Source organism: Cryobacterium sp. 10S3 (assembly GCF_034344045.1).
GTDB lineage: Bacteria > Actinomycetota > Actinomycetes > Actinomycetales > Microbacteriaceae > Cryobacterium > Cryobacterium glucosi.
This window is the reverse complement of the sequence record NZ_CP133773.1, coordinates 4,107,617-4,130,316: the sequence shown is the minus strand read 5'-3', so window position 1 is coordinate 4,130,316 and position 22,700 is coordinate 4,107,617. Positions and strand designations below refer to the sequence as shown.

Here is a 22,700-nt window from a genome sequence, read left to right as displayed (position 1 = left end):
TCGGGCGAGCGCTTCAGGCGGGTACGCTTCCGAGGTCGATGGCCTCGTTGTCGATCAGCCGGATGCTGCCGACATGCGCGGCGACGAGCATCCGTGCCGGGCCGGTGAAGCCCGCCGCGACCGGCTGGAAGTCCTGCGGGCTCACGACCACGAGATAGTCCAGCTTAACCAGTGGCTGGGCGGCGAGGATCGTGTGCGCGGCGACCTGGGCCGCCTGCAGCCCGTCGGGGGCGGCTGCGACCGCGGCCGTGAGCGCCGCGGAGAGGGCCAGGGCCGCCTCTTTGTCCGCGGGTTCGAGCCGGCGGTTGCGGCTGGAGAGGGCCAGCCCGCTTGCCTCGCGCACGATCGGGACGACATCGATCTCGGTGCGCACGTTGAGGTCGGCGAACGCCTGCTGCACGAGGAAGACCTGCTGGGCGTCCTTCTGTCCGAAGACGACGACGTCGGGGCCGACGATGTTGATCAGCTTGGTCACGACCGTGAGCATGCCGTCGAAGTGGCCAGGGCGCACGGCGCCCTCGAGGAGGGCGGCGACCGGGCCGGCGGTGACGCGGGTGTCCGCGGCGCCGTCCGGGTACATCGTGGACACCTCGGGCGCGAACACGAACGCGACACCCTCAGCGGCGAGCGCCGCGACGTCGGCGTCGAGGGTGCGCGGGTAGGACGCGAGGTCCTCGGTGGGCCCGAACTGGAGCGGGTTGACGAAGATCGAGACCACGACGATGCCGCCGCGGGCGTGGGCGCGACGCACGAGCGACAGGTGCCCCGCGTGCAGGGCTCCCATGGTGGGGACGAGGACGACCCGCGCTGCCGGGCCGGGCTCTGCACGCCTCTTCGCGGCGGCGATGCGCTCGCGCAGCCCGTCGATGGTGCCGATGACTTCTGGTTTGATGAGCACGTTCACTCGTCCTCCGTTGTGGTGCGGTCGGTGCGGTCGTTCTGGCCGGTGGGGTCTTCGGGGTCGACGGCATCGTCGAGGTCGTCGAGGTCGTCGTCGAGTGCCGACAGGTCGAGGCGGTCCGGCGCGGTGCGGGAGAGGGCGTTCTCCATCGCGGAGCGCATCAGCGGGCCGATCACGCCGCCCGGCCGGTCGATGCCGATCGAGGTCAGCAGGGCTGCGGCCTGGTCGACGATGGACGTCGAGAACGCGGTGGCGATCTCGACGGCCTCGGCGTAGCGGGCCCGATCCCCCTCGGCGACGACGACGGGCTCCCCGCCCATCTCGACGACGAGCGCTTGCCCGATCGGGAGCACGGGGGTCGGCGCGGTGACGGCGAAATAGCTGTCGGCGAGGCGGGCGAGGTCGATGCTCGTGCCGGTGAAGCTCATCGCGGGGTGGATGGCGAGCGGGATCGCGCCCTGGGCGAGCGCCGGCGCGAGCACCCCGATGCCGAACCTCGCCGAGGTGTGCAGCACGAGCTGCCCGGCCTGCCACGTGTTCGTCGCGGCGAGCCCGGCGACGAGGCTCGCGAGCTGGGCGTCCGGCACGGCGAGGATCACGAGTTCGCTGCGTTCGACGATCTCGGGCACGGTCAGGATCGGCACGAACGGCAGGATCGCCTCCGCCCGGTCGCGGCTGGACTGCGAGATCGCCGAGATGCCGACGATCGCGTGGCCGGCTCCGGCGAGGGCGGCTCCGAGGATCGGGCCGACCCTGCCGGCACCGACGATGCCGATGCCGAGACGCCCGGGGCGGGCGCTCACAGCGCCGCCTCCGCTGCCGGTGCGAGGGTCTGCGCCGGCCGGTCTGGCATCGCCCGGTTCAGCGGATGCCCGGGGTCGGCCCAGTGATGACTGGTGTCGGCGCGAGCGGACGAGATCGCTCCCGCGGAGAGGCGCTCGAACAGGCTCTCCCCCTCGCGGACGTCGATGACCGGGAGGGTGGCGACGACCGGGCCGGCGACGGTGTGCACCCGGAGTTTCGCGAGGCGCAGCATCCGCTGGATCGGGCCCTGTTCGATCGCGATGCTCTGCAGCCGGGCGAGCGGCACGAGCGTGAGTTCCCGGCTGACGAAACCCCGGCGCAGGAGCACCGTGTCGGCTGCGACGGTGAAGCCCGTGCGCCGCCAGGAGAACGGACGGAGCCACGCGGCCCGGCGCGGCGCGTTGGTGTAGCCGTCGTCACCGCCGGGTGAGCGCACGCCGTGGTCGACGAGCAGCTTCTCCCGGCCGTTCTCGGAGCCGGAGTCGCTGTCGAAACCGGGCAGGATCAGTTCGAGCACCCTGGCGACGTCGGCGAGTGTGCCGACCGGGAGGGTGGTGGTGTGCGCCTCGCCGGCGGCGCCCTTGTTCGTGGAGTGGCCAGCGGTGTTGATGCGCACCTGCCACCAGCCGAACGGGCGCCAGATCAGCGGCTGCGAGACCCGCACGGCATGGATGCGGCCGGGCGGGAGCGTCTCGTTGCTCACCGAGAGCAGGCCGAAGCCCACGCGCACCCCGTCCGGCGTGCCCGCGATGCTGTAGCGCAGGGACTTCGTGAAGCGGTTGACGTAGAAGCTGAGGCTCGCGATCAGTCCGGGGAAGATCGCGATGAGCAGCCAGCCGCTGCCGCCGGCGGAGACGCTCCAGATCAGCACCGCGATCGCGATCAGCACGAACACGGTGAAGCCGCTGAAGATCACGGAGCCGATCAGGCGACCCGGGGGGATCCGCACAACGGATTCGGGCGGCGCGGCATCCGGGTCGAGTTCGGGGGCGAAGAACTCGTGGGCCCGGTCGGTCGCGAAGCCGCCGATCCCGCCGGCGATCCCGCCGGCCGCGGTGCCGATGGCACTGCCGAGGGACGGGCCGAGGGCACTGCCCGCCGCCCGGGTGCCCGCGTGCTCGACCCAGTCCTCGCCCTCCGCCGCGGCGTCGGAGGGAAGTGCCGCGGCCGCGCGGGCTCCGGAGGCGAGGTGCAGGATGTCGCGGCGGAGGGCATCCGCTGCCGCGGAGCCGAGGTAGGCGAGGTGCACGTTGGCGTCCTGGCCGGCGACGCTGACTTCGAGTTTCGCTGCACCGAAGAGCCGCGGGATGAACGGGCGCACGATGTTGACGCCCTGGATGCGGTCGAGGCGGGCGCGGCGGTTGCTGCGGAAGACGAGCCCGCTGCGCACCTCGACGACCTCGCCGCTGACGCGGAAGGTGTGCATCCGCCACGACAGGTAGAAGGCGACCAGGATCACGACGAGGATAACGACGACCCCGAGCAGCGCCCAGCCGACCGCGCCACGGCGGAAGAGCTCGTCGATCGGGTCGTCGCCGTAGGTCGGCACGTGGAAGAAGAAGTCGATCAGGCGCTCACGGAGGTTGCTGATGATGAAACCGAGGATAGCCACGATGAAGAGTCCGCCGCGCAGCAGCGGGCTCGCCGGGTGCAGCCGGTGCCACTCCCCGTCGGCGAGGGTGGTCACAGTCCCGCCCGGCGACTCTCGGCGAGTTCGATGAGCCGGTCACGGAGCGCCTCGGCGTCATCGAAGGCGAGGCCGGGAACGAGCACGCCGGAGGATGCGGCGGCGGTGACGAACTTGAGGTCGGCGAGGCCGAGCCAGCGGGCGACCGGGCCGCGGGTGACGTCGATGAGCTGCATCCGGCCGTACGGCACCGAGACGAAACGCTGGAACATGATGCCGCGGCGGAAGAGGAGGTCGTCCTGCCGGAGCTGGTAGCCGATCGAGCGCACCCGGCGGGGCTCGAACAATACGACGACCAGGGTCACGACGACGATCAGGGCGAGCACGATCGGCGCCCAGGAGACCTCGGCGAGGAGCCAGAGGGCGGTCGCGCCGGCGCAGAGGACGAGTCCGAAGATCACCGTCCCGACGATTTCGACGACGACGTAACGCGGAGAGACCCGTTTCCACTCGCCGGCGACGGGCAGTTCGAGGCGACCGGCCGGGTCGAGGGTCTGGGCGAGTTCGGGTGCCGGTTCGGAAACCGACACGGCAACGGGTGCGGGGGCAGGGGGTAGCGGGGCGGCGAATCCCTCAGTGGTGTCAGGCACGCACTTCTCCTCGTTTGCTGTTCTCGTCGTCGTCCGGAGGGAGAGTACAGAAATGCTCGGCAACCAAACCACTCACCAGGAGGACCGCTGCGCCGAACGCCATCCCAATGGTGAGCCATACCGATGCTACCGCCGGAGTCACCGAACGGGTCAGCAGATAGAGGCCGAGGCCGCCGGCGGCTCCGAGCAGCAAGGCCCCGCTGTACGCGGATGCCTTTGCGAGCGCGGCGACGCGAACCGCCATGAACGGGTTGACCGGCTTGCGCGGCTTGCCGTCCAGGGCGCCTCTCGTGGACTTCCGGATCGGCCAGGCCAGGCCGAAGACCACGATCGCGCAGAGCACGAGGGCGAGGGCGAGGCTCGCCGGCGGCAGCAGGATCGAACGGCCGGCGGCCGCGAGCGTAAGCTCGAGCAGCAGCCCGCCGACGAGGGCGCCGAGCACCCAGGCGACGATCACGGAAGCACGCGTGCGCTTCATCGGCTCGCCTCCTGGGCCGGATAGCGGCGCACGGTCGAACCGATCGCGGCGAGGAGACCGGACACGGGTCCGCGGCCCGGCAGCACCGCGTCCGGGTCGAGGTCGAGCCAGGGGGCGAGGACGAAGTCGCGGTCTGCCGCACGCGGGTGCGGGAGGGTGAGCCGTGCATCCGCCTGTTCGAGCGCCCCGAAGACGACGACGTCGATATCGAGGGTGCGGTCGCCCCAGCGCTCGGAGCGCACCCGGCCGTGCTCGTTTTCGATGGTGTTGACCGCGTCGAGCAGGGTGAGGGCGTCTCCGGTGAAGCGGATGCCGACGGCCAGGTTCAGGTACCGGGGAGCGTCCTCGTCGACCCCGTCCGGTTTCACGGCAGCGGACTCGTAGAGCGGAGATACCCCGGTGACGGAGAGCCCGGGCACCTTCCCGAGGTCTCGGACGGCGGCTTCGAGGGTCGCCTCCCGGTCACCCAGGTTGCTCCCGAGCGACAACACCGCGTCCACAGCCTCGTGAGGTGTCGCAAATCGACCTTCGCGAGCCTCGTGAACGTCGATTTGCGACACCTCACGGGGCGGGGTTCGGCGTCACGGGGGCGGGGTTCGGCGTCACGGGGGCGGGGTTCACGGCCGGGACCTCGTGATCTGCACGGAGACGTCGGTGAAGGGGACACTGATCGGGGCCTGCGGCTTGTGCACGGTGACCTGCACGGTCTCGGCGGCGGGGTGGGCGAGCACGACGCCCGCGATCCGCTCCGCGACCGTCTCGATCAGGTCGACCGGGTTGACCGCCGCCGCCTCCGTCACCTCGATCGCGAGTTCGCCGTAGTGGATGGTGCGGCTGACGTCGTCGCTCGACGCCGCGGCGTGCAGGTCGAGCCAGACTGTGACGTCGATCACGAAATCCTGGCCGTTCTCACGCTCGAAGTCGTAGACGCCGTGGTGAGCGGTGACCCGCAGCCCGGTGAGAGTGATGCAATCGCGGATCATGGCTCTATTCTGGCCGACTCCACGAGCGCAAGCACCTTCAGGGCCGCGCGGGTTGCCGCCACGTCATGCACGCGCACGGCCCAGGCGCCGGCCTGGGCGGCGAGCACGCTCACCACGGCGCTCGGCAGGTCACGGGCGGCGATCGGGGCGTCGTCCGGGAGCGCGGTCGCGAGGAAGCGTTTGCGGGAGGCGCCGATCATGACGGGAAGGCCGAGCATGTCGAAGGCCGCGAGGTTGGCGAGCAGGGCCCAGTTGTGGGCGGGGAGCTTGGAGAACCCCAGGCCGGGGTCGAGCACGATCCGCTCCCGCGGCACCCCTGCGGCGACGAGGGCCTCGACGCGCCAGGCGAGTTCGGCCCGGACGTCGGCGACGACGTCGCCGTAGACCGCGAGGTCGTCCATGGTGCGGGCGTGGCCGCGCCAGTGCATCGCGATGAAGGTGAGGCCGCTCTCGGCGGCGACGCTGGCCATCAGCGGGTCGGCGAGGCCACCGGAGACGTCGTTGATGATGCTCGCCCCCGCGGCCGCGGCCGCGCGGGCGGTCGAGGCGTTGAGGGTGTCGACGCTCAGCACGAGGCCCTGCCGGGCGAGCTCGGTGATCACGGGGATAACCCGGGCCTGTTCGACGGCGGGGGCGACGCGGCCGGCGCCCGGCCTCGTCGATTCGCCGCCGACGTCGATGACGTCCGCGCCTTCGGACCGGAGCAGGAGACCGTGCCGGATCGCGGCATCCGTCGACGCCCACTTGCCGCCGTCGCTAAAGGAATCGGGCGTGACATTGAGCACGCCCATGATGCGGGTCATGAGCCTGCGCCGATCAGGGCCATCACTTCGGCGCGGCGGGCCGGTTCGGCGAGTTCGCCGCGTACGGCGAGTGTGACGGTCGAGCTGTTGACCTGGCGGGCGCCGCGCGTCGTGACGCACCCGTGCACGGCGTCGAGCACAACGAGGATGCCGCGGGGCTCCAGACCGGTCTGGAGCGCCTCCGCGATCTCCTCGGTCAGGCGTTCCTGTACCTGGGGGCGGGCGGCGAGGCAATCGACAAGGGCGGGCAGCCGGCCGAGGCCGACGACCTTCTCGCCGGGCAGGTAGGCGATGTGGGCGCGGCCGAGGAACGGGAGCAGGTGATGCTCGCAGACCGACCGGAAGTCGAGGTCGCGCACGAGCACGAGCTCGCCCGTCGTCGGGCCGACCGGGATGGTGTCGCGCAGCAGGTCGAGCGGGTCCGTTCCGAGCCCGGCGAAGAACTCCCCGTAGGACTCGGCGACGCGGCGCGGCGTGTCGGCGAGTCCCGGCCGGTTCGGATCGTCGCCGATCGCCGCGAGGAGCTCCGAGACGAGACCCTCGATTCGGGCCCTGTCGACTGCCACCCGGGGCCTAGGCGGTGGCGGGCCGCGGGGTGCGGGCGGGCGCGCGCTTGGGCTTGGTCTCTGCGGCGTCTCCACTGGACACTCCGCCGTCAACGATGCCCTCTTCGATGGGCGCCTTGGGCAGCGGCATCTCGATGGGGGGAACGTCCGAGACCGGGCGCTTGTCGCTCGAGAGCCACTGCGGGCGCGGCGGGAGCTTTTCGATGCCGGCGAAGATCGGCGCGAGTTCGGTCTGGCCGAGGGTCTCGTGCTCGAGCAGTTCCGCGGCGAGCGTGTCGAGAATGGCGCGGTTCTTGCCGAGCACCTCGTATGCCTCGTCGTGGGCGGCCTCGAGCAGCAGGCGCACCTCGGTGTCGACGCTCTCGGCGAGGCGCTCGGAGTAGTCGCGCTGGTGGCCCATGTCGCGACCCAGGAACATCTCACCGGACGCCTGGCCCAGCTTGAGCGGGCCGACGGCGGCGCTCATGCCGAACTCGGTGACCATCTTGCGGGCGGTCGCCGTGGCCTTCTCGATGTCGTTGCTCGCGCCGGTGGTCGGGTCGTGGAAGATCATCTCTTCCGCGACACGGCCGCCCATCGCGTAGGCGAGCTGGTCGAGGAGTTCGTTGCGGGAGACGGAGTAACGGTCTTCGAGCGGCATGACCATCGTGTAACCGAGGGCACGGCCGCGGGGAAGGATGGTGATTTTCGTGACAGGGTCCGTGTTGTTCATTGCGCTCGCGACGAGGGCGTGGCCGCCCTCGTGATAGGCGGTGATCAGCTTTTCCTTGTCGCGCATGATGCGGGTGCGGCGCTGCGGGCCGGCCATCACCCGGTCGACGGCCTCATCGAGGGCGCGGTTGTCGATCAACTGCGCGTTCGAGCGTGCGGTCAGCAGGGCGGCCTCGTTGAGGACGTTGGCGAGGTCAGCGCCGGTGAAGCCGGGGGTCTTGCGGGCGAGGACCTCGAGGTCGACTCCCTGCGCCATCGGCTTGCCCTTGGCGTGCACCTCGAGGATCTTCTTGCGGCCGAGCATGTCGGGGGCGTCGACGCCGATCTGGCGGTCGAAGCGGCCGGGGCGGAGCAGCGCGGGGTCGAGGATGTCTGGGCGGTTGGTCGCGGCGATCAGGATGACGTTCGCCTTGACGTCGAAGCCGTCCATCTCGACGAGCAACTGGTTGAGGGTCTGCTCGCGTTCGTCGTGCCCGCCGCCCATGCCGGCGCCGCGGTGGCGGCCGACGGCGTCGATCTCGTCGATGAAGATGATCGCGGGGGCGTTCTCCTTGGCCTGCTGGAACAGGTCGCGGACGCGGCTCGCGCCGACGCCGACGAACATCTCGACGAAGTCGGAGCCGGAGATCGAGTAGAACGGCACCCCGGCCTCGCCTGCGACGGCGCGGGCGAGCAGGGTCTTACCGGTTCCGGGAGGGCCGTAGAGCAGCACACCCTTGGGGATGCGCGCTCCGACGGCCTGGAACTTCGCGGGTTCCTTGAGGAAGTCCTTGATTTCTTCGAGCTCTTCGATGGCCTCGTCTGCGCCGGCGACGTCCGCGAAGGTGACCTGCGGGCTCTCCTTCGAGACGAGCTTGGCCTTCGACTTGCCGAACTGCATGACCTTGTTGCCGCCGCCCTGCATGCCCGAAAGCATCAGCCAGGCGAACCCGCCGATCAGGATCACGGGGAGCAGGTAGCCGAGCAGGGTCACGAACCAGTTGGTCTGCGGCACCTCATCGGTGAAGCCGCCGGACAGGTCGGCGCTCGTGACGGCGTTGACGACCTCGGTGCCACGCGGAGCGACGTAGTAGAACTGCACCTTGGTGCCGAGCTTGTCGTCGGCCTGGGACAGTGTGAGGTCGACGCGCTGCTCGCCGTCGACGATCTTGGCCTCCGAGACCTTTCCGTCCTTGAGGAACTGGAGTCCCTGTGCGGTCGGAATCTCTCGGAACCCGGACATGGTGATCAGACTCGACCCTATCCAGACGGCGATAATCGCCAGAATGATGTAGAGGAGTGGCCCGCGGAGTAGCTTCTTGACGTTCATCGTGTTGTCAGGCTACCGTGCCCGCACTGAGCGGTCACCGTGTGTTCGCCCTGAGCGCGATGCGAGGCCGAGGCAGGCATCCGCTTCTCAGGAGTAGATGTGCGGGGCGAGCACGGCAACGGAACGCAGGTTGCGGTACTTCTCGGCATAATCGAGGCCGTAACCGACGACGAACTGGTTCGGGATGTCGAAGCCGAGGTACTTGACGTCGATGTCGACCCGGGCGGCGTCCGGCTTGCGGAGCAGCGCGCAGATCTCGACGGATTCCGGCTGGCGGGACTTGAGGTTCGCGATCAGCCAGGACAGGGTCAGGCCGGAGTCGATGATGTCCTCGACGATGAGCACGTTGCGGCCGTGCAGGTCGGTGTCGAGGTCCTTGAGGATCCGGACGACGCCGCTCGACTGGGTTCCGGAGCCGTATGAGCTCACCGCCATCCAGTCCATCGCGATCGGATGCTTGAGTTCGCGGGCCAGGTCGGCCATCACCATCACTGCGCCTTTGAGGACACCGACGAGCAGGAGATCCTTGCCCGCGTAGTCGGCTTCGATCCGGCGGCAGAGTTCGGCGAGGCGGCCGTGGATCTGCTCTTCTTCGATCAGGATTTCGGTGAGGTCGCCATCAATGTCGCGGGGTTCCATGGGGGAGGGAGGGTCCTTTGCTTTGTGCGTATTCAGTTGGCCGTGCGTGCCGTGCGAGGCCGGGCCCGGTGAAGACGAGCCAGCCATCGTGCCGTACAACTCTAACGCCTGGCAGGTCGAGCGGGCCCTGGCCGTGCCAATCGGTCACGAGCCGGCCGACGGCCAGGGTCGCCCCGCGGGGCAGGGCCATCACGACGGTGCCAGCGCCGGCACCGGCGGCGCGCAGGACTGTGCGTGCCGCCGCGAGCCGGATCAGCCGGTTCCGGAGCGCGGCGGGCTGTTCGGCGAGCACCTCGACGGGCACACGGATACCGCCTGCGACGATCTCGAAGGATCCGCCAGCGAGCTCCGCCGCGCGTTCGTCGAGGGCTGCGGCGTCTTCCCGCAACAGGTCCGCGGTGCGGGCGAGTGCCTCGGCGACACCGGGTCCGAGCTCGCGCTCGAGCGACGGCAGGACCGTGTCGCGTACCCTGACGCGGGCGAACCGTTGTTCCGCGTTGTGCGGGTCCGTCCAGGGGGTGAGGCCGGCATCCGTGCAGGCGGCGACGGTCTGGGCGCGGCGGATCCCGAGCAGGGGGCGGAGGTACGCGCCGCTGACCCGCAGCATGCCGTGCAGGCTGACCGGGCCGGAGCCGCGGGCGAGGCCGAGCAGCACGGTCTCGGCCTGGTCGTCGAGCGTGTGACCGAGCAGCACGTGGCTCGCGCCGGTGTCGGCGAGTGCACGGACGAACGCGGCATAGCGGCCGGTGCGGGCCGCGGCCTCCGGGCCGCTGTAGGTCTCGGCGGGGTCGGTGTCTGCGGCACTCCCCCGGTGGTTCTCGCCGTGGTCGACGGTGATGCGCACGACGAGCACGGGGTCGAGGCCGAGGGCCGCTGCCTGCCGGGCGGCCTCGGCGGCGACGTCCGCGGACCCGGGCTGCAGGGCGTGGTCGACGATCACGGCCCCGGCGCGGAGTCCCGCCCGCGCTGCCTCGAAGGCAGTCCCGGCCGCGAGCGCGAGCGAATCCGGGCCGCCGCTGAGGCCGACGAGGACGAGGCCGCGCGTTTCGGCGTCTGGTGCGGAGGCGCCGGGGACGGAGGCGCCCGGGGCGGAGGGTTCGGACCCGGAAGCCTGCGGCGTCGCTGAGGAGCCGAGCCCGGCGTCCGCCAGCACGGCGCGGATCGCCCGGCGGATGTCGGCGATCTCCGGTGTCAGTCTCGGGCGGCGCGTTGACTCCATCCAGTAACGTTATCCGGAGACTGTGAACAAGGGAGAGACCAGGCCATGGCCGCATATGACGCAGTAATCGAAATTCCCCGGGGAAGCCGCAACAAGTACGAGGTCGACCACGAGACCGGACGGGTCTACCTCGACCGTGTGCTCTACACGAGCTTCGTGTACCCGACGGACTACGGGTTCTTCGAGAACACCCTCGGCCTCGACGGCGATCCCGTCGACGTTCTCGTGCTGCTCGACTTCCCGCTGTTCCCCGGCGTCGGCGTCTCGGTGCGTCCGGTCGGTGTCTTCAACATGACGGATGACGGCGGCTCTGACGCCAAGGTCATCGCCGTTCCCGCGGGCGACCCCCGCTGGGACCACATCCAGGACGTCCTCGACATCCCGGAGTACACCCGCAAGGAGATCGAGCACTTCTTCGAGCACTACAAGGACCTCGAACCGAACAAGTGGGTCAAGACGGAGGGCTGGGGCGACGCCGCCGAAGCCAACCAGATCGTCGAAGACGGCATCAAGAAGCTCGCCGCCGAGGGCCACTGACCTCTAGCGCGCTTCGTGCGTCGCGCTCGCGCGCTGCCGCACCACGAAGGCCTCCCGGATCGCTCCGGGGGGCCTTTCTGCGTCGCGGACCCCCCGGCATCCGCTCTCGCGCGCCACGTGCGCCACTGCGCGCCAGGCATGCCGGCAGCGTAGCGGCGGAAATGGCGCGCGGGAGGGTGCGAGCGCTGCGGGACGGGACGGGCGAGGGGCGGTCGGGTCAGCCGGTGGGGCGGCCCACGTAGGACGCGACGTCGCCGGGCGACCAGATTGAGTGGATGCGCACGGGCTTGCCGACGTCGGGGGCCTCGAGAACCTGGCCACCGCCGACGTAGATGGCCACGTGGTAGTAGTCGCCGCCGCTGCCCCAGAAGACGAGGTCCCCGACCTGCACGTTACTGAAGGAGACGAGCCGGCCCTGGCTTGCCATGGTGTTGTACTGGTTCGTGGCGGAATGGGTGCCGATGTAGACCCCGGCCGCGGCATAGGCGGCCTTGGTCAGACCGGAGCAGTCCCACGCGTCGGGGCCCGAGCCGCCGAGGAGGTAGCGGTCGCCGAGCTGAGCGCGGGCGAAGGCGATTGCGGTCTGCACGGCGCTCGCGTTCGGAGCGGGCGCGGTCGCCGCGCCGCCGCCCGAGGACGAGCCGGATCCCGAGCTGCCGGAGCCGGAGCTGCTGCCGGATCCCGAACTGCCGGACCCGGAGCTGCCGGATCCCGAATTGCTCCCGCCCCCCGCGGCCGGAGCCTGGGCTTGAGCCGCAGCAGCAGCAGACGCGGCTGCAGCCCGCGCGGCCGACGCCGCCTGGTCTGCGGCAGCCCTGGCCGCTGCCGCAGACTGCGCCGCAGCGAGCGCGGCCGCTGCAGCCGCGGCATCCACACCGGCCTGGTAGGAACGCTCGGTGTCTGCCGTGGTGTCCTTGAGGAGGGCGAGCTGCCCGTAGAGATCGTTCGACTTCTGCTGCTCGGCCTCGAGGGCGGCTTCCGCGGCCTGGGCCGCGCCACTTGCCGCATCGAACTTCGTCATGGACTCGCCCGTGAGCCGGGTGCGCTCGACGGTCGCCGCGGCGGCCTGCCCGCCGAGGGACTCTGCCGAGTTCTTGTCCTGGACGGCCTCCCGGTAGATGGTCTCGGACTGCTCGCTGAGCTTGCTCGCGGTTCCGAGCTGCTCGAGGAGGTCGTCGGCGCTGCTGCCGTTCAGGAACAGGTTGAGCGAGAGGTCCTGCGCGCCGGTCTTGGCCAGGTGCGCGGCGATCAGGCCGGCCCGCATCTTCGAGGTGTCCGCCTTCTTCGACGCGGTCGCGGCCTGTTCGGTCAGGCTCGTCTCACGCAGGGTGGCGGCGTCGAGCTCGTCCTGGGAGACCCGGTACGCCTCCGCGGCGATCTGCGAGGCCTTGGACGCGGCATCCGCCGCCGTTTGCAGGCCGGTCAGCAGCGCCGTGATCTTCTCGATCTCGGCCTGCTTCGTCGCCTCATTGGCTTTCGCGTTCTGTACGTCGTCCCAGCTGGGGTAACCCTGGTCGCCGTAGGCGGCGGGAGCGATGATGCCGACGGATGCCGAGACCGCGCCGATCGCGACGGCCGCGGCGAAGAGGCGCACGGGCTTCCGTTTCGTGAAGGACGTGCCGTCGTTAGCCAAGTGGTGCTCCCTTGCTTGCCATGAAGGGCACGGCGTTGGACTTGACGCCGTTGATCCGCACTTCGAAGTGGAGATGGCAGCCATCTGCGGCCCCGGTCATCCCGACGCTGCCGATGTTCTGTCCAGCGCTGACGCTCTGGCCGTTCGACACGAAGATGCCGCCGGGACGGATGTGCGCGTACCCGGTCGAAATTCCGCCGCCGTTGTTGATCTGGATGTAGTTGCCGTACGTACCATTGGGGCCGGCGTATTCAACGACACCGTCGTGGGCTGCGTAAATCGGAGCGCCACAGCTGGCGCCGAGGTCGGTACCGTAGTGGAATGTTCCGCTGCAGCCGGTCGAGCCGCAGATGGATGCGCGCGGGCCGAATCCATCGGTGATGCGCCCGCTGGCCGGAACGGCCCAGCCCTGGGAGCTGATGTACCCGCCGCCGAGGCCGGCTCCGGCGCTGCCGGTTGCCCCGCCGCTCGAGTTGCCGCGGTTGGCTGCGGCGGCCGCGGCAGCAGCAGCCGCCGCCCGGGCGGCTTCGATCGCCGCGAGACGGGCGCGCTCGGCGACGCCGGCCTCATAGCCCGCGGTGGTGGACGCCTGCGCGTCCTGCATGAAGGCGAGCTGGGCGGCGAGTTCGACACTCTTGGACTCTGACTCGGCGAGAGCGCTCGCGGCGGCCTCTGCGGCCGCCTGCGCGGCGACCATCGCGGCCTGCGCAGCGACATTCAGGGTCTCGCGTTCGGTCTGGGCAATCTTGGCCTGGTCTCCGAGCGCCTGGGCGGAGTTCGTGGCGGCCTGGGCCTCCTCGTAGACGCCGGTGCTGCGCTCGACCATCTTGCTCATGCTGCCGAGCTTGGCGAGCAGGGCGTCGGCGCCCTGGCCGCTCGCATCACCGTCGAGGAAGAGGTTGACGGTGAGGTCGGTGCCTCCCGTGCGGTAGAGCTGGGCCGCGAGCTGACCGGCCTGCTTCGTCGCGGCGTCCGCTGTCGCCTTGCTCGTATCGGCCTGCGCCTGGAGGTCGGATGCGCGCCGGGTGGCGTCGTCGTAGTTCTGCTGGGCGACCTGGAGTTCGGCGCCGCGCTTCTCGGACTCGGCCTGGGTCTGGGCGACCTGGGTCTGAAGATTCGAGATCAGATTCTGGATTTCGGTGACCTTGGCGGACGCGGCGGCCGTGTTCGACTTCGCGTTCTGCACGTCCTGCCAGCTCGGGTAGTCGACAGCCTGGGCGCCGCCGGCGGGAATCACGAGCGTCACGATGAGGGCGAGGGCCGTGGCGAGGGCCGTTGCGGCGGTGCCTCTGAACAGGCCCCGATGACTGTGAACGCGGCGTCCGCCGGCCGGCCGGAGTGGACCCGACTGTTCGCTGGCCCCGCGGTCACTCGTCACTGCCTTGCGCATAGAACTCCCTGATTGGGCACCGCGTGAACACACTGGTCACGATGCCACTCTTTTCACAGTAACAAGTTCGCGCCAGTATCGCCCGCTATCGGACCCGAATCTAACCCCCAACCGGGCGGATCGGCCGCCATTCGCGGGCGCGCCGGGGCGCGGGCGACACGCCACGGGCATCGGTCCACGTGCCGATTTGGGGTTTTCACCCAAGAGACCGTATGCTTACTCGTCGGTAGCCATGATGTTTATGGCGTCTCGGCCCCATCGTTTAGAGGCCTAGGACGGCGCCCTTTCACGGCGTTAACACGGGTTCGAATCCCGTTGGGGCTACGCAACCTGCCTAACTGAATGTGCAACAATAAGCAGGTAGTAAATCAGTACAAGTAACACCGAATAAATGAAAACGTACGTTTGGTTCTCATTGTGAGGCCCTGTAGCGCAGTTGGTTAGCGCGCCGCCCTGTCACGGCGGAGGTCGCCGGTTCAAGTCCGGTCAGGGTCGCAAAGGTAAAACGCCCTTTCGCGAGAGAGGGTTTTTTCCTTGGAAAGCGACTTCTCGAGTTACTTTCTGGCCCTGTAGCTCAGCTGGTAGAGCGTTCGACTGAAAATCGAGAGGTCACGGGATCGACGCCCGTCGGGGCCACCCGCTGAAATCCCCGGTTATCCGGGGTTTTTCTCGTTAACGGATGTCTTTTCTCCGGACTCGAATTCGGCCTTTGGCCAGATTCTGCCCACACTTCAAATAGTCGCGTGGTCATCGAAGGCCGGTGAAACGGTCCCCAATTGGCTTCGCGGGCCGACGCGACCGAGGCATGGATGAGGGCGATCGAGCTCACTTCAGTGCCGCCCCACTGCGCAGCCTGGACACTACGACCCACGATCTCCATGGCCCCAACGACCAGAGCCGTGGCTGCCGTTGCGACCCCGGCTTGCGTGACCGTATCCTCTACCCTTCCCCGCACCCGGACTTGGCTGGACAGCCTATGATCCGCCGCAGATCTTCGGCAATCCTCGCGATTTCCGCATCAGGCACGGCGCGCAACCAGTTGCCTCGACGGCGCATCGGTATCACCGGGAGCGACACGGACCCTTCGATGGTGGCGACCTCGATGGTGATCGAAGTCATCGTCCGCATTCCAACAAGTGCCGATCCAAGGACGACACTCCTCACCCGATCCGAGGGGAAGACTGCGGCAGGAGCCCCAGAAACCCGGCCCGCCAGGACGTGCACGTCTTGCCCATCCGCGACCAGCGTCGCGTATGTAGTCGGCTTCACTCGAGAGCGTGCCAGCTCTAAAGCAGTCGTAAGCACATTAAGGCGTTCGGCGAGAAGCGGTGCAACGACCATCGGAACGACGACGGCGGAAGGGAAGGTCTGTTCTGCTCGCGCCAAACGGCGTGCGTTCTGGAAGCCGAAGACGGCGAACACTCCGAAAACAAACAGAAGAGGGGTGCCTACCGCAAGAACACTCATTCCACCAAGGCCGCCGTTGGAAGCACGAATGACGCGGTACACCAACAACACGGCGCACGCACTCACGCCGCAGACTCCCAACCAGAAGCTCGGTCGCTGTCGTCGCCGCGTCAATTCCGGCTCATTTGAGTGCGTCGCGAACGACTCATCCTCAACATGGCGCCTCTTTCCCCGGGCTGAACGAGTTGAGCCTAGCGGCACCCGAGTGTCGCAAAGACTCAGAGTCCACCCATGAGGCTGCAGGTGTAGACGCCGTCGCTTGTCTTTACCCGGATGGTCGTTGTCGCCTCGGCGCTCGAAGAGTAGATCTCACCGCCGCCGGCGGTGAGCCCACGCAAGCTGAGCCCGTCGACCGTTTCGCCCCACAACGTCTGCTCAGGCATGCAGTCGAAGTGGCGTCCGGCGAATGAGACCTTCGAGGGGACGGCGTGGGGCCAGAAGTCCCAGTCGCCTGTCGCGTCATGCACGGACCAGCGTTGGATTCCGGCGCCAATGACGGCGAGCATTGCCAGTGCGAGAATCACATTCCCCCACTCGGCTCTCCGAACGCTCATACGATGCACTCCCCCGTGTACTTGAGCCTCGATGGGCGGCGGACGGACACACTCCGCGCATCAGATCGCCCCGGTCACTCCTCCGGTTCCACAGAGCATTCGGCCGGGCCTTTGGCTTGAGACTATTCTGCCCACCTGCAAGGCCCGATCGGCGCCCGAGAGTGCGACACTACGGATATGTGCGCAACGGATAGGGTCATCGTCTCGACTCTCGACGGGCAACTATTCGTCGAGGTCTGGCTCGTCGAGGACGATGAATTCAATCGCGCCAAGGAATTCTTCGAGGCAGCACTGCGTGACGGACGGTTCGAAGATCAGGCGGCAAGTCTGCGAATGTCAGACTGGTCGGTCCAGGCCACCAATACAGGCGGAGCCAAGCTGTCTATCATGCGTAAGACATCGGGCGGCACGGGCACGGACGCCGAGATGGAATGGACCCTATGGCCTCTCTCGGGGCCACTCGTTGACCTCACAATCCGCAACCGAGGCGAAGTCGTGTGGTCGGTTCTGGCATGCGCACCAGCAGTGAACGAGCACAAGCAGCCACTATCGGCCGGGTCTTTGGAAAGCCTTCGACCGATGCCTGACTGACTCACCCGGGCCCAGCGGTACTCAATAACAGTTCAAGCGCTCAGGCCGGCGGGAAGGCCGACGCGAGCGCTCGGTGGATCTGCCGCAACATCGGCTCGTCGAGAGGCCCCGTCACCGGATGGCAGGGCGGGCCGTCGCTAGGCTCGATTCATGAGTATCCGGCTTCGAGGGGCGAGCGCCCGCCAGTCCCCCGCGTTCCGCACCGGTAGTGCTGCTGACACCGCGGAGTGCGTCGCGCTGTGGGTCCGGGCCTGCGCCACGCGCGATGGGGCGGCCGTCGCAGGAGTGGCCGAACGGGCTCGACCGAAGTTCGACCACGCCGAGAGTTGGATCGTGGCTGAGGAAACCGGTGCCGGAATCCGGGGCTTCGTTCTCGCAACAACGCCGAAGAGAGGGCTACCGACCGATCCACCCGACGCTGCGGTGGTGAGCCTGCTCGCCGTTGCACCAGACGCGCAGGGACGTGGGCTCGGGAGAGCGCTTCTGGTCAGTGTTGCCGAGGAACTCAAGCACCACGGTCACAAGCACGCTGTCCTGCACGTCCTCACGGACAACCACCCTGCTGTCGATCTCTATCGGCATGAGGGATGGCGGCCGTTGGGAGAGCCGTTCCAACACTCACTTCTGAAGAGGCCTGCGCAAACCTATGCGCTCGACCTGGATTCACGCGCGAAGGGCTGATCCGTTGACGCGAGAACGATGACGCCAGGCGGTGCCGTTGCTCGACGGACCGGCCCCAGGCGGTTCCGGCGAGGATGAGGGCGATACCGACGTATCCGGCGACGGCCACCGGGTCATGGGCGACGGCGATTCCGACAAGTGCAGCCCAGACCGGCTCAGTTCCGAGGAGGAGGCTCACTCTGGAGGGCGAGGTGCGTCGGACGGCCCAGGTTTGGATCAGGAACGCGAAGACGGTGCACGCGACGACGAGGTAGAGGAACAGGACCGTACGTCCGGGGTCGAGACGAGCCAGAAAGTGCGGGATCGAGTCGCCGTAGAACAGTGACGCCGCCGAGAAGATCATCGCGCAGGTCGAGAGTTGCACCGTGGTGAGGTGGAGCGAGTTCATCGGAGTGTTGCCCGTGAGCCTGGACATCGACGTGACGTGGATGGCACGGATGATGGCCGCGGCGAGCATGAGCAGGTCGCCGAGGCTCGGCGCCTGGAAGACACCGCCGCTGGCGAGCAGGGCGACTCCACCGATGGCGATCAGCGCGGCCAGGAAGAACCTGCCGGGCAGCCGGCGACCCGAGACGGCGGAATCCAGAATCGGCGTGAATACGATCGTCAGGCTGATGATGACTCCGGCATTCGTGGCCGATGTGTGGGCGATCCCGAAGGTTTCGAAGGCGAACACGGCAGCCAGCACAATCCCGAGCAGTATCCCGGATCGCAATTCCGCTTGCGTGATCCGGTGCCGCCGTGCGGCGACGAGGGCCGCCATGATGACCGCAGCGAGCAGCATCCGTGTTGCGAGCAGGGCGACGACGGATTGGGGCGTGACCAGTTCTTTGGCGACGAGGTACGTGGATCCCCACGCGGCGGCCACCAGGAGCAGGAGCAGGTCGACGCGGAATCGACTGAGGAGGGCGGGCATTCCTCCATCGTCCGGCCTGACTTCACGTAATACAAGAGAGCACTTTAGTGTCGAATGCATTAGTTTCAACTTATGGAACTCGGTCAGCTTCGCGCGTTGCGAGAGCTGGGTGACCGGGGCAGCATTGCTGCCGTCGCGGCGGCGATGCACGTCACGCCGTCGTCGGTGTCCCAGCAGATCAGTGCCCTGCAACGTCAGTCGCCCGCTCCCTTGACCTTCAGGGACGGCAGAAGGACGGCACTCACGGATGCCGGGCGCGCCCTCGCGCTGGCGGCGATCGACGTCGAGGTGGCACTCGAACGCGCCGCGCAGGCGGTGGCGCGTTTCCAGGGCGATCACCTGGGCACCGTTTCCGTGACCGCCTTCCATAGCGTGGGCCTGGCCGTCTTCGGATCGTTGATCGCGGCCTGCCGGAGGCCCGACCTGCCCGGCGTTCGGCTGAGCGATTTTGATGTGGCCCAGGAGGACTTCCCCCTTCTCACCATCGATCATGATCTTGTGCTCGCCCATCGGCTGGTCGGCAGCCCCGCATGGCCGGGGTCGGTTCGGGTGGAACCCCTCCTGTACGAGCCCCTGGATATCGCGGTCCGACACGATCACCGACTCGCAGCGAAAGCCGCAATCGAGCCGGCGGATCTTCGCGACGAGGAATGGGTCGCGGTGCACGAAGGCTTTCCGCTCACGCAGGCTCTCGCCCTGATCGCAGGAATCGGAGGGAACGAGGCGCGGATCCTGCACCGGATCAACGAATTCTCGGTAGCCGCGTCCATCGTCGACGCGAGCGGATGCGTCGCCCTGATGCCTCGTTACACAACCGACCTGCGCGACCACCCGGGGTTGGTCCTTCGTCCGCTGGCCTACCCCGGACTCGGACGGCACATCGATTGCCTTGCCCGGCCGGAGACCCTCGAGCGCGCCAACGCGCAGGCGGTACTGGCGCAGATCAAGGCGATAACCGAGACTCTCACCCAGTGATCTTTCCGTTTCACGGCCCGACGCCCACAGGTCAGCCATAACATGAGACCTCCACTGAAAGCGTGATGATCATGGACGAGACAGCAGTTTTCGAGCGAGAGCGTCCCCGGCTGTTGCGTATTGCCGGACGCATCCTGCGCGATGGCGCGGAAGCCGAAGACATCGTCCAGCAGGCCTGGCTGCGGCTTCACGCCACAGAGGCCGTGATCGACAATCTGCCGGCCTGGCTGACCACGGTCACGACACGGCTGTGCCTGGACAGACTGCGCGTCGAGAAACCCATTCTCGTTGACGACCTCGAGTCCCCGTCGCGAACCGCCGATCCAGCGGATGAGCTCGCCCTCGCCGACACGGTCGGGATCGCCCTCCAGGTGGTGTTGGACCGCCTCACGCCTACGGAGCGTGTCGCGTTCGTCCTTCACGACAGCTTCAGCATTGACTTTCCCACGATCGCCGCAATCCTCGGGAGCACTCCAGCCGCTGCACGCAAGCTCGCTTCGAGGGCGCGAAGCAAGATCCGCCCGCAGGGCCAGGAGCACGGCCGCGCCGACTGGAAAGTCGTGGACGCATTCCTCGCCGCCTCGCGGCAAGGCGATTTCGAGCAACTCCTCAAGCTGCTGGCACCGAACGTAGTGGTCGTCGGCGATGACGCGGCCATAGCGGCGGGGACCCCGTCGCGGATCGAAGGGCGGACAGCGGTGGCAACGATGTTCAACGGCGCAGCCAAGGCCGCTCTCCCCGTCTTTGTTGACGGGCGCGCCGGGGCCGCATGGTTTCATCGCGGTTCCCCCCGTGTTGCGTTTGACTTCACGGTCCTCGACGGCGTCGTGTCTCGAATCGACTTCCGCGCAGACCCGGAGGTCCTGGAACACATCATCCGGCGTGAAGCGGGAGCGAGCCGAGATTGACCTGCGACCGTCCACCACGGCAGCGGTCACACTTGGAGCCGATCGATCGTCATATAGATAGCGGGCCTCAAACGGGGACCGCCTTTACAGTGAGGACCCGAATCGATGAAGACCATGACCTGCCGCCAGCTGGGTGGACCGTGCGATCAACCGCTGCACGGCGAGACCGCCGATGACGTCATCAAGGCCCAGAACCGCCATCTCAAGGACGCGGTCAAAGCCGGAGACGCCACTCATGAGCAAGCCCACAATGAGATGAAAGCTCGTTGGAGGCATCCGAAGCAGTCGATGGATTGGTACACCTCAGCGAAGAAGGAGTTTGCCGAAATCCCAGGGGCGTGACCGTTGGATAGCGTTCGAACCTGACTCCAGAACGCGGACGACGGACTGCTGGAACAAACGCCCGCGGATGATGAACGGACGACGCTCGGCGGCATGCGCCCCTGCTGCAACCGGCATCCGCCCAGAGTCGCCGAGCGAGTCAGAGAAGGCCGGCCAGGGCGGCCCACTGCAGGAGGAGCACGGTCTTGCCGTCGACGATGCGGCCGTCGGCGACCATGGCCAGGGCTTCACCGGAGGGGATCTCGAGGACTTCGATCTCCTCGCCCTCCTCGGGGAGGCCGCCTCCTGCCGACACCCGGTCGGAAGGGCCGTAGGCGGCGACGTAGAAGTGCACGCGCTCGGTGACCGAACCCGGGCTCATGTAGAGATCGAACACGTGCCGCAGCTCCCCGACCGTCACGCCGAGCTCCTCGCTCGTCTCCCTCCGGATCGCGACCTCGGGCGAGTCCTCGTCGAGAAGGCCGGCCGCGGTTTCGATGAGCATGCCGTCGGGGTGATCGTTGACGTAGGCGGGATACCGGAACTGGCGCGTCAGCAGGACCGTCCTGCGATCCGGGTCGTAGAGCAGGATCGTGGCACCGTTGCCGCGATCGTAGGTTTCGCGCTGCTGGCTGGTCTGCTTCCCGTTGCGTCCGCGGTACCGGAAGGTGGTGCGGCGCAGAACGTGCCAGCCGTCGGAGGTCACCTCCACGCGGTCCACGGTGACGTCAGGGTTCCCGTGCAGGTCGGCTCCGACCCGATCCAGGCCGGTTCTGCCCCGGCCGTCCGGGGTGTCCTCGCCGGGCCGGCCGGGCAGGGGAAGGGTCGGAAGAGAAGTCATGACTACAACCGTACGGTGATGCGCCCAGGCGACACCATCGAGCGAAGTGCCCCTGCCGCTGACCCGGGATTCTCCCTAGGATCACTGCATGCCCCCACCGACGTCCCGCATGCCAGGCCTCGCGACAGCGGGAGGGCGGCACCGTGCTGGATGAGGCCCGCTTCAACACCGTCGCGAACATGCGCGCGTCGGTGTTCTTCGACGGCCCGGACGTGCGCAGCCGCTACAGCCGCTTCTGGATGCTGCTCGTTCTGTCCGCGGTCATTGCCTCGGCCGGGATCGTCGGCGACTCCACGGCGACCGTGATCGGGGCGATGATCGTCGCCCCACTGATGACGCCGATCATGGGCACCATGCTCGCGACGGTGATCGGAGACCGGGCGAACCTGCTCCGATCGCTGCTCCTGGTCGTCACAGGCGCCGCGACGGCGGTCGCGATCGGGTACCTGGTCGGCTTCCTCGTCGTCAACGACGTGCTCGCGGAGACGAACGCACAGGTCTCCGCCCGGGTCACGCCCGGCCTCATCGACCTGCTCGCGGCGCTCGGCACCGGCCTTGTCGGGTCGGTCGCACTCGTGCGCAAGGACATCTCGGACACCCTGCCCGGCGTTGCGATCGCGATCTCGCTCGTCCCGCCGCTCACCGTTGCGGGCCTCGCCCTCGAGTCCGGCTCCGTCGCCCAGTCGCTCGGCGCCCTGCTGCTCTTCGTGACCAATGTCGTGGCCATCATCGGGACGGGCGTTGTCGTGATGTCGGTCTACGGGGTGACCCGGCTCGCGCGCGACCCCCTGGCGGGTGAACCGCACCGGGGAATGGGCCGCACCATCGCCCTGCTCACCGTCATGTTCCTCGTGATCGGCGTGCCGCTCGCGATCACCAGCATCGGCATCAGTGCGCGCGCCATCGTCGAGCAGGGCGTCCATCGGGTCGCGGAGACCTGGGCGCAGTCGGTCGGCTGGGAGGTCGACACCGTGAGCACACGGGACGCCGACGTCTACATCCGCCTCGAAGGCCCGCTCCCGGTGCCCGACACGGCGACCCTCAAGGCGCTGCTGGATGCCGCGGGCGTGGACACGAGGAAGGTCACGGTCAACCTCGTCCCCCTTTACTCGGTGAAGCTCGCAAATTAACGGATGTCCCCCCCGAGGGGTACTAGCGTGTCGCGGCAGTTGCGGGGTACGTTCCGTTCGTGACCG

General features: G+C 68.2%; 24 protein-coding genes, 3 tRNA genes and 1 pseudogene. 10 read left to right on the top strand and 18 right to left on the bottom strand.

Annotation, left to right across the window (positions count from 1 at the left end; translation table 11 throughout):
- Window positions 1–13: 13 nt before the first annotated feature.
- The 12 genes from panC to tilS all read right to left on the bottom strand — a co-directional run bounded on the left by panC (window position 14) and on the right by tilS (window position 10,690).
- Window positions 14–904: a pantoate--beta-alanine ligase gene (gene panC / locus RHM57_RS19075; RefSeq protein ID WP_322189212.1), complete on the bottom strand. Its 891-nt coding sequence runs from the start codon at window positions 902–904 to the stop codon at window positions 14–16.
- Window positions 901–1,704, bottom strand: coding sequence for a Rossmann-like and DUF2520 domain-containing protein (locus RHM57_RS19070; RefSeq protein ID WP_134560058.1), 804 nt, complete (start codon window positions 1,702–1,704; stop codon window positions 901–903). Before RHM57_RS19070 ends, panC begins: the two co-directional genes overlap by 4 nt.
- A complete protein-coding gene (locus RHM57_RS19065) occupies window positions 1,701–3,392 on the bottom strand; it encodes a PH domain-containing protein (RefSeq protein ID WP_322189210.1) in 1,692 nt (563 codons plus the stop codon). Before RHM57_RS19065 ends, RHM57_RS19070 begins: the two co-directional genes overlap by 4 nt.
- A complete protein-coding gene (locus RHM57_RS19060) occupies window positions 3,389–3,859 on the bottom strand; it encodes a PH domain-containing protein (protein ID WP_174774641.1) in 471 nt (156 codons plus the stop codon). Before RHM57_RS19060 ends, RHM57_RS19065 begins: the two co-directional genes overlap by 4 nt.
- A 115-nt stretch (window positions 3,860–3,974) precedes the next feature.
- Complete coding sequence (locus RHM57_RS19055) at window positions 3,975–4,460, bottom strand: DUF3180 domain-containing protein (RefSeq protein ID WP_322189208.1); 486 nt, start codon at window positions 4,458–4,460, stop codon at window positions 3,975–3,977.
- The gene (gene folK, locus RHM57_RS19050) at window positions 4,457–4,960 is read right to left on the bottom strand and encodes a 2-amino-4-hydroxy-6-hydroxymethyldihydropteridine diphosphokinase (protein ID WP_134446385.1); all 504 of its coding nucleotides are present in this window, start codon (window positions 4,958–4,960) and stop codon (window positions 4,457–4,459) included. Before folK ends, RHM57_RS19055 begins: the two co-directional genes overlap by 4 nt.
- A 117-nt stretch (window positions 4,961–5,077) precedes the next feature.
- A complete protein-coding gene (folB, locus tag RHM57_RS19045; RefSeq protein ID WP_134446294.1) occupies window positions 5,078–5,443 on the bottom strand; it encodes a dihydroneopterin aldolase in 366 nt (121 codons plus the stop codon).
- Window positions 5,440–6,246 (bottom strand): dihydropteroate synthase, encoded by an 807-nt coding sequence (gene folP / locus RHM57_RS19040; RefSeq protein WP_134446293.1) that lies wholly within the window; start codon window positions 6,244–6,246, stop codon window positions 5,440–5,442. The genes folB and folP overlap by 4 nt, the downstream gene beginning before the upstream one ends.
- Complete coding sequence (gene folE, locus RHM57_RS19035; RefSeq protein WP_134561768.1) at window positions 6,243–6,812, bottom strand: GTP cyclohydrolase I FolE; 570 nt, start codon at window positions 6,810–6,812, stop codon at window positions 6,243–6,245. The genes folP and folE overlap by 4 nt, the downstream gene beginning before the upstream one ends.
- Before the next feature lie 7 nt (window positions 6,813–6,819).
- Window positions 6,820–8,832 carry an ATP-dependent zinc metalloprotease FtsH gene (ftsH, locus tag RHM57_RS19030; protein WP_134446291.1) on the bottom strand — a complete coding sequence of 671 codons (2,013 nt, stop codon included), beginning with the start codon at window positions 8,830–8,832 and terminating at the stop codon, window positions 6,820–6,822.
- A gap of 87 nt (window positions 8,833–8,919) precedes the next feature.
- Window positions 8,920–9,471 carry a hypoxanthine phosphoribosyltransferase gene (gene hpt / locus RHM57_RS19025; protein ID WP_134446290.1) on the bottom strand — a complete coding sequence of 184 codons (552 nt, stop codon included), beginning with the start codon at window positions 9,469–9,471 and terminating at the stop codon, window positions 8,920–8,922.
- A complete protein-coding gene (tilS, locus tag RHM57_RS19020) occupies window positions 9,452–10,690 on the bottom strand; it encodes a tRNA lysidine(34) synthetase TilS (protein WP_322189205.1) in 1,239 nt (412 codons plus the stop codon). The genes hpt and tilS overlap by 20 nt, the downstream gene beginning before the upstream one ends.
- Before the next feature lie 45 nt (window positions 10,691–10,735).
- On the opposite strand from tilS, the gene RHM57_RS19015 reads away from it, so the two are divergent.
- On the top strand, window positions 10,736–11,227 hold the full coding sequence (locus tag RHM57_RS19015) for an inorganic diphosphatase (protein WP_134446288.1): 492 nt from the start codon (window positions 10,736–10,738) through the stop codon (window positions 11,225–11,227).
- A gap of 217 nt (window positions 11,228–11,444) precedes the next feature.
- On the opposite strand, the gene RHM57_RS19010 is transcribed toward RHM57_RS19015, so the two are convergent.
- Both RHM57_RS19010 and RHM57_RS19005 read right to left on the bottom strand, forming a co-directional pair.
- A complete protein-coding gene (locus RHM57_RS19010; protein WP_322189203.1) occupies window positions 11,445–12,860 on the bottom strand; it encodes an NlpC/P60 family protein in 1,416 nt (471 codons plus the stop codon).
- Window positions 12,853–14,250, bottom strand: a complete 1,398-nt coding sequence (locus RHM57_RS19005; protein ID WP_134446286.1) for a M23 family metallopeptidase — start codon at window positions 14,248–14,250, stop codon at window positions 12,853–12,855. The genes RHM57_RS19010 and RHM57_RS19005 overlap by 8 nt, the downstream gene beginning before the upstream one ends.
- A 251-nt stretch (window positions 14,251–14,501) precedes the next feature.
- On the opposite strand from RHM57_RS19005, the gene RHM57_RS19000 reads away from it, so the two are divergent.
- The 3 genes from RHM57_RS19000 (at window position 14,502) to RHM57_RS18990 (ending at window position 14,886) form a co-directional block, all read left to right on the top strand.
- Window positions 14,502–14,574: transfer RNA gene (locus RHM57_RS19000), tRNA-Glu, on the top strand.
- Window positions 14,575–14,671: 97 nt separating this feature from the next.
- Window positions 14,672–14,745: transfer RNA gene (locus tag RHM57_RS18995), tRNA-Asp, on the top strand.
- A 68-nt stretch (window positions 14,746–14,813) separates the two neighbouring features.
- Window positions 14,814–14,886, top strand: a tRNA-Phe gene (locus RHM57_RS18990).
- 303 nt (window positions 14,887–15,189) lie between these two features.
- Here RHM57_RS18990 and RHM57_RS18985 read toward each other — a convergent pair.
- Window positions 15,190–15,369: a hypothetical protein gene (locus RHM57_RS18985; RefSeq protein WP_134559234.1), complete on the bottom strand. Its 180-nt coding sequence runs from the start codon at window positions 15,367–15,369 to the stop codon at window positions 15,190–15,192.
- 566 nt (window positions 15,370–15,935) lie between these two features.
- Window positions 15,936–16,241, bottom strand: coding sequence for a hypothetical protein (locus RHM57_RS18980; protein ID WP_134559232.1), 306 nt, complete (start codon window positions 16,239–16,241; stop codon window positions 15,936–15,938).
- 207 nt (window positions 16,242–16,448) lie between these two features.
- Between RHM57_RS18980 and RHM57_RS18975 the strand changes: the two genes are divergently transcribed.
- Window positions 16,449–16,862: a hypothetical protein gene (locus tag RHM57_RS18975; protein ID WP_134559230.1), complete on the top strand. Its 414-nt coding sequence runs from the start codon at window positions 16,449–16,451 to the stop codon at window positions 16,860–16,862.
- 150 nt (window positions 16,863–17,012) lie between these two features.
- Window positions 17,013–17,420, top strand: a pseudogene (locus RHM57_RS19645) (GNAT family N-acetyltransferase); the annotation flags it as partial.
- On the opposite strand, the gene RHM57_RS18965 reads toward RHM57_RS19645, so the two are convergent.
- Entirely contained in the window at window positions 17,407–18,459 is a 1,053-nt protein-coding gene (locus RHM57_RS18965; RefSeq protein WP_134559226.1) for a DMT family transporter, read from the bottom strand. The pseudogene RHM57_RS19645 and the gene RHM57_RS18965 overlap by 14 nt on opposite strands.
- A gap of 72 nt (window positions 18,460–18,531) precedes the next feature.
- On the opposite strand from RHM57_RS18965, the gene RHM57_RS18960 reads away from it, so the two are divergent.
- The 3 genes from RHM57_RS18960 to RHM57_RS18950 all read left to right on the top strand — a co-directional run bounded on the left by RHM57_RS18960 (window position 18,532) and on the right by RHM57_RS18950 (window position 20,684).
- Entirely contained in the window at window positions 18,532–19,434 is a 903-nt protein-coding gene (locus RHM57_RS18960; RefSeq protein WP_134446279.1) for a LysR family transcriptional regulator, read from the top strand.
- A 65-nt stretch (window positions 19,435–19,499) separates the two neighbouring features.
- On the top strand, window positions 19,500–20,342 hold the full coding sequence (locus tag RHM57_RS18955; RefSeq protein ID WP_241984974.1) for a sigma-70 family RNA polymerase sigma factor: 843 nt from the start codon (window positions 19,500–19,502) through the stop codon (window positions 20,340–20,342).
- Window positions 20,343–20,447: 105 nt separating this feature from the next.
- Window positions 20,448–20,684: a hypothetical protein gene (locus RHM57_RS18950; protein ID WP_134559224.1), complete on the top strand. Its 237-nt coding sequence runs from the start codon at window positions 20,448–20,450 to the stop codon at window positions 20,682–20,684.
- 139 nt (window positions 20,685–20,823) lie between these two features.
- Here the strand turns inward: RHM57_RS18950 and RHM57_RS18945 are convergent, their stop codons facing one another.
- On the bottom strand, window positions 20,824–21,504 hold the full coding sequence (locus tag RHM57_RS18945; protein ID WP_134446277.1) for an NUDIX domain-containing protein: 681 nt from the start codon (window positions 21,502–21,504) through the stop codon (window positions 20,824–20,826).
- 143 nt (window positions 21,505–21,647) lie between these two features.
- On the opposite strand from RHM57_RS18945, the gene RHM57_RS18940 reads away from it, so the two are divergent.
- Window positions 21,648–22,634 carry a DUF389 domain-containing protein gene (locus tag RHM57_RS18940; RefSeq protein WP_322189199.1) on the top strand — a complete coding sequence of 329 codons (987 nt, stop codon included), beginning with the start codon at window positions 21,648–21,650 and terminating at the stop codon, window positions 22,632–22,634.
- The last annotated feature ends 66 nt before the right edge of the window (window positions 22,635–22,700 follow it).

Coding starts and splice junctions, on each gene's coding strand:
- hpt (WP_134446290.1), bottom strand. CDS start 9,471: ATGGAACCCCGCGACATTGATGGCGACCTCACCGAAATCCTGATCGAA.
- RHM57_RS19055 (WP_322189208.1), bottom strand. CDS start 4,460: ATGAAGCGCACGCGTGCTTCCGTGATCGTCGCCTGGGTGCTCGGCGCC.
- tilS (WP_322189205.1), bottom strand. CDS start 10,690: ATGGAGTCAACGCGCCGCCCGAGACTGACACCGGAGATCGCCGACATC.
- RHM57_RS18975 (WP_134559230.1), top strand. CDS start 16,449: ATGTGCGCAACGGATAGGGTCATCGTCTCGACTCTCGACGGGCAACTA.
- RHM57_RS18985 (WP_134559234.1), bottom strand. CDS start 15,369: ATGACTTCGATCACCATCGAGGTCGCCACCATCGAAGGGTCCGTGTCG.
- RHM57_RS19005 (WP_134446286.1), bottom strand. CDS start 14,250: ATGCGCAAGGCAGTGACGAGTGACCGCGGGGCCAGCGAACAGTCGGGT.
- RHM57_RS18960 (WP_134446279.1), top strand. CDS start 18,532: ATGGAACTCGGTCAGCTTCGCGCGTTGCGAGAGCTGGGTGACCGGGGC.
- RHM57_RS18945 (WP_134446277.1), bottom strand. CDS start 21,504: ATGACTTCTCTTCCGACCCTTCCCCTGCCCGGCCGGCCCGGCGAGGAC.
- RHM57_RS18955 (WP_241984974.1), top strand. CDS start 19,500: ATGATCATGGACGAGACAGCAGTTTTCGAGCGAGAGCGTCCCCGGCTG.
- RHM57_RS18965 (WP_134559226.1), bottom strand. CDS start 18,459: ATGCCCGCCCTCCTCAGTCGATTCCGCGTCGACCTGCTCCTGCTCCTG.
- ftsH (WP_134446291.1), bottom strand. CDS start 8,832: ATGAACGTCAAGAAGCTACTCCGCGGGCCACTCCTCTACATCATTCTG.
- RHM57_RS18950 (WP_134559224.1), top strand. CDS start 20,448: ATGAAGACCATGACCTGCCGCCAGCTGGGTGGACCGTGCGATCAACCG.
- folP (WP_134446293.1), bottom strand. CDS start 6,246: ATGACCCGCATCATGGGCGTGCTCAATGTCACGCCCGATTCCTTTAGC.
- RHM57_RS19015 (WP_134446288.1), top strand. CDS start 10,736: ATGGCCGCATATGACGCAGTAATCGAAATTCCCCGGGGAAGCCGCAAC.
- folB (WP_134446294.1), bottom strand. CDS start 5,443: ATGATCCGCGATTGCATCACTCTCACCGGGCTGCGGGTCACCGCTCAC.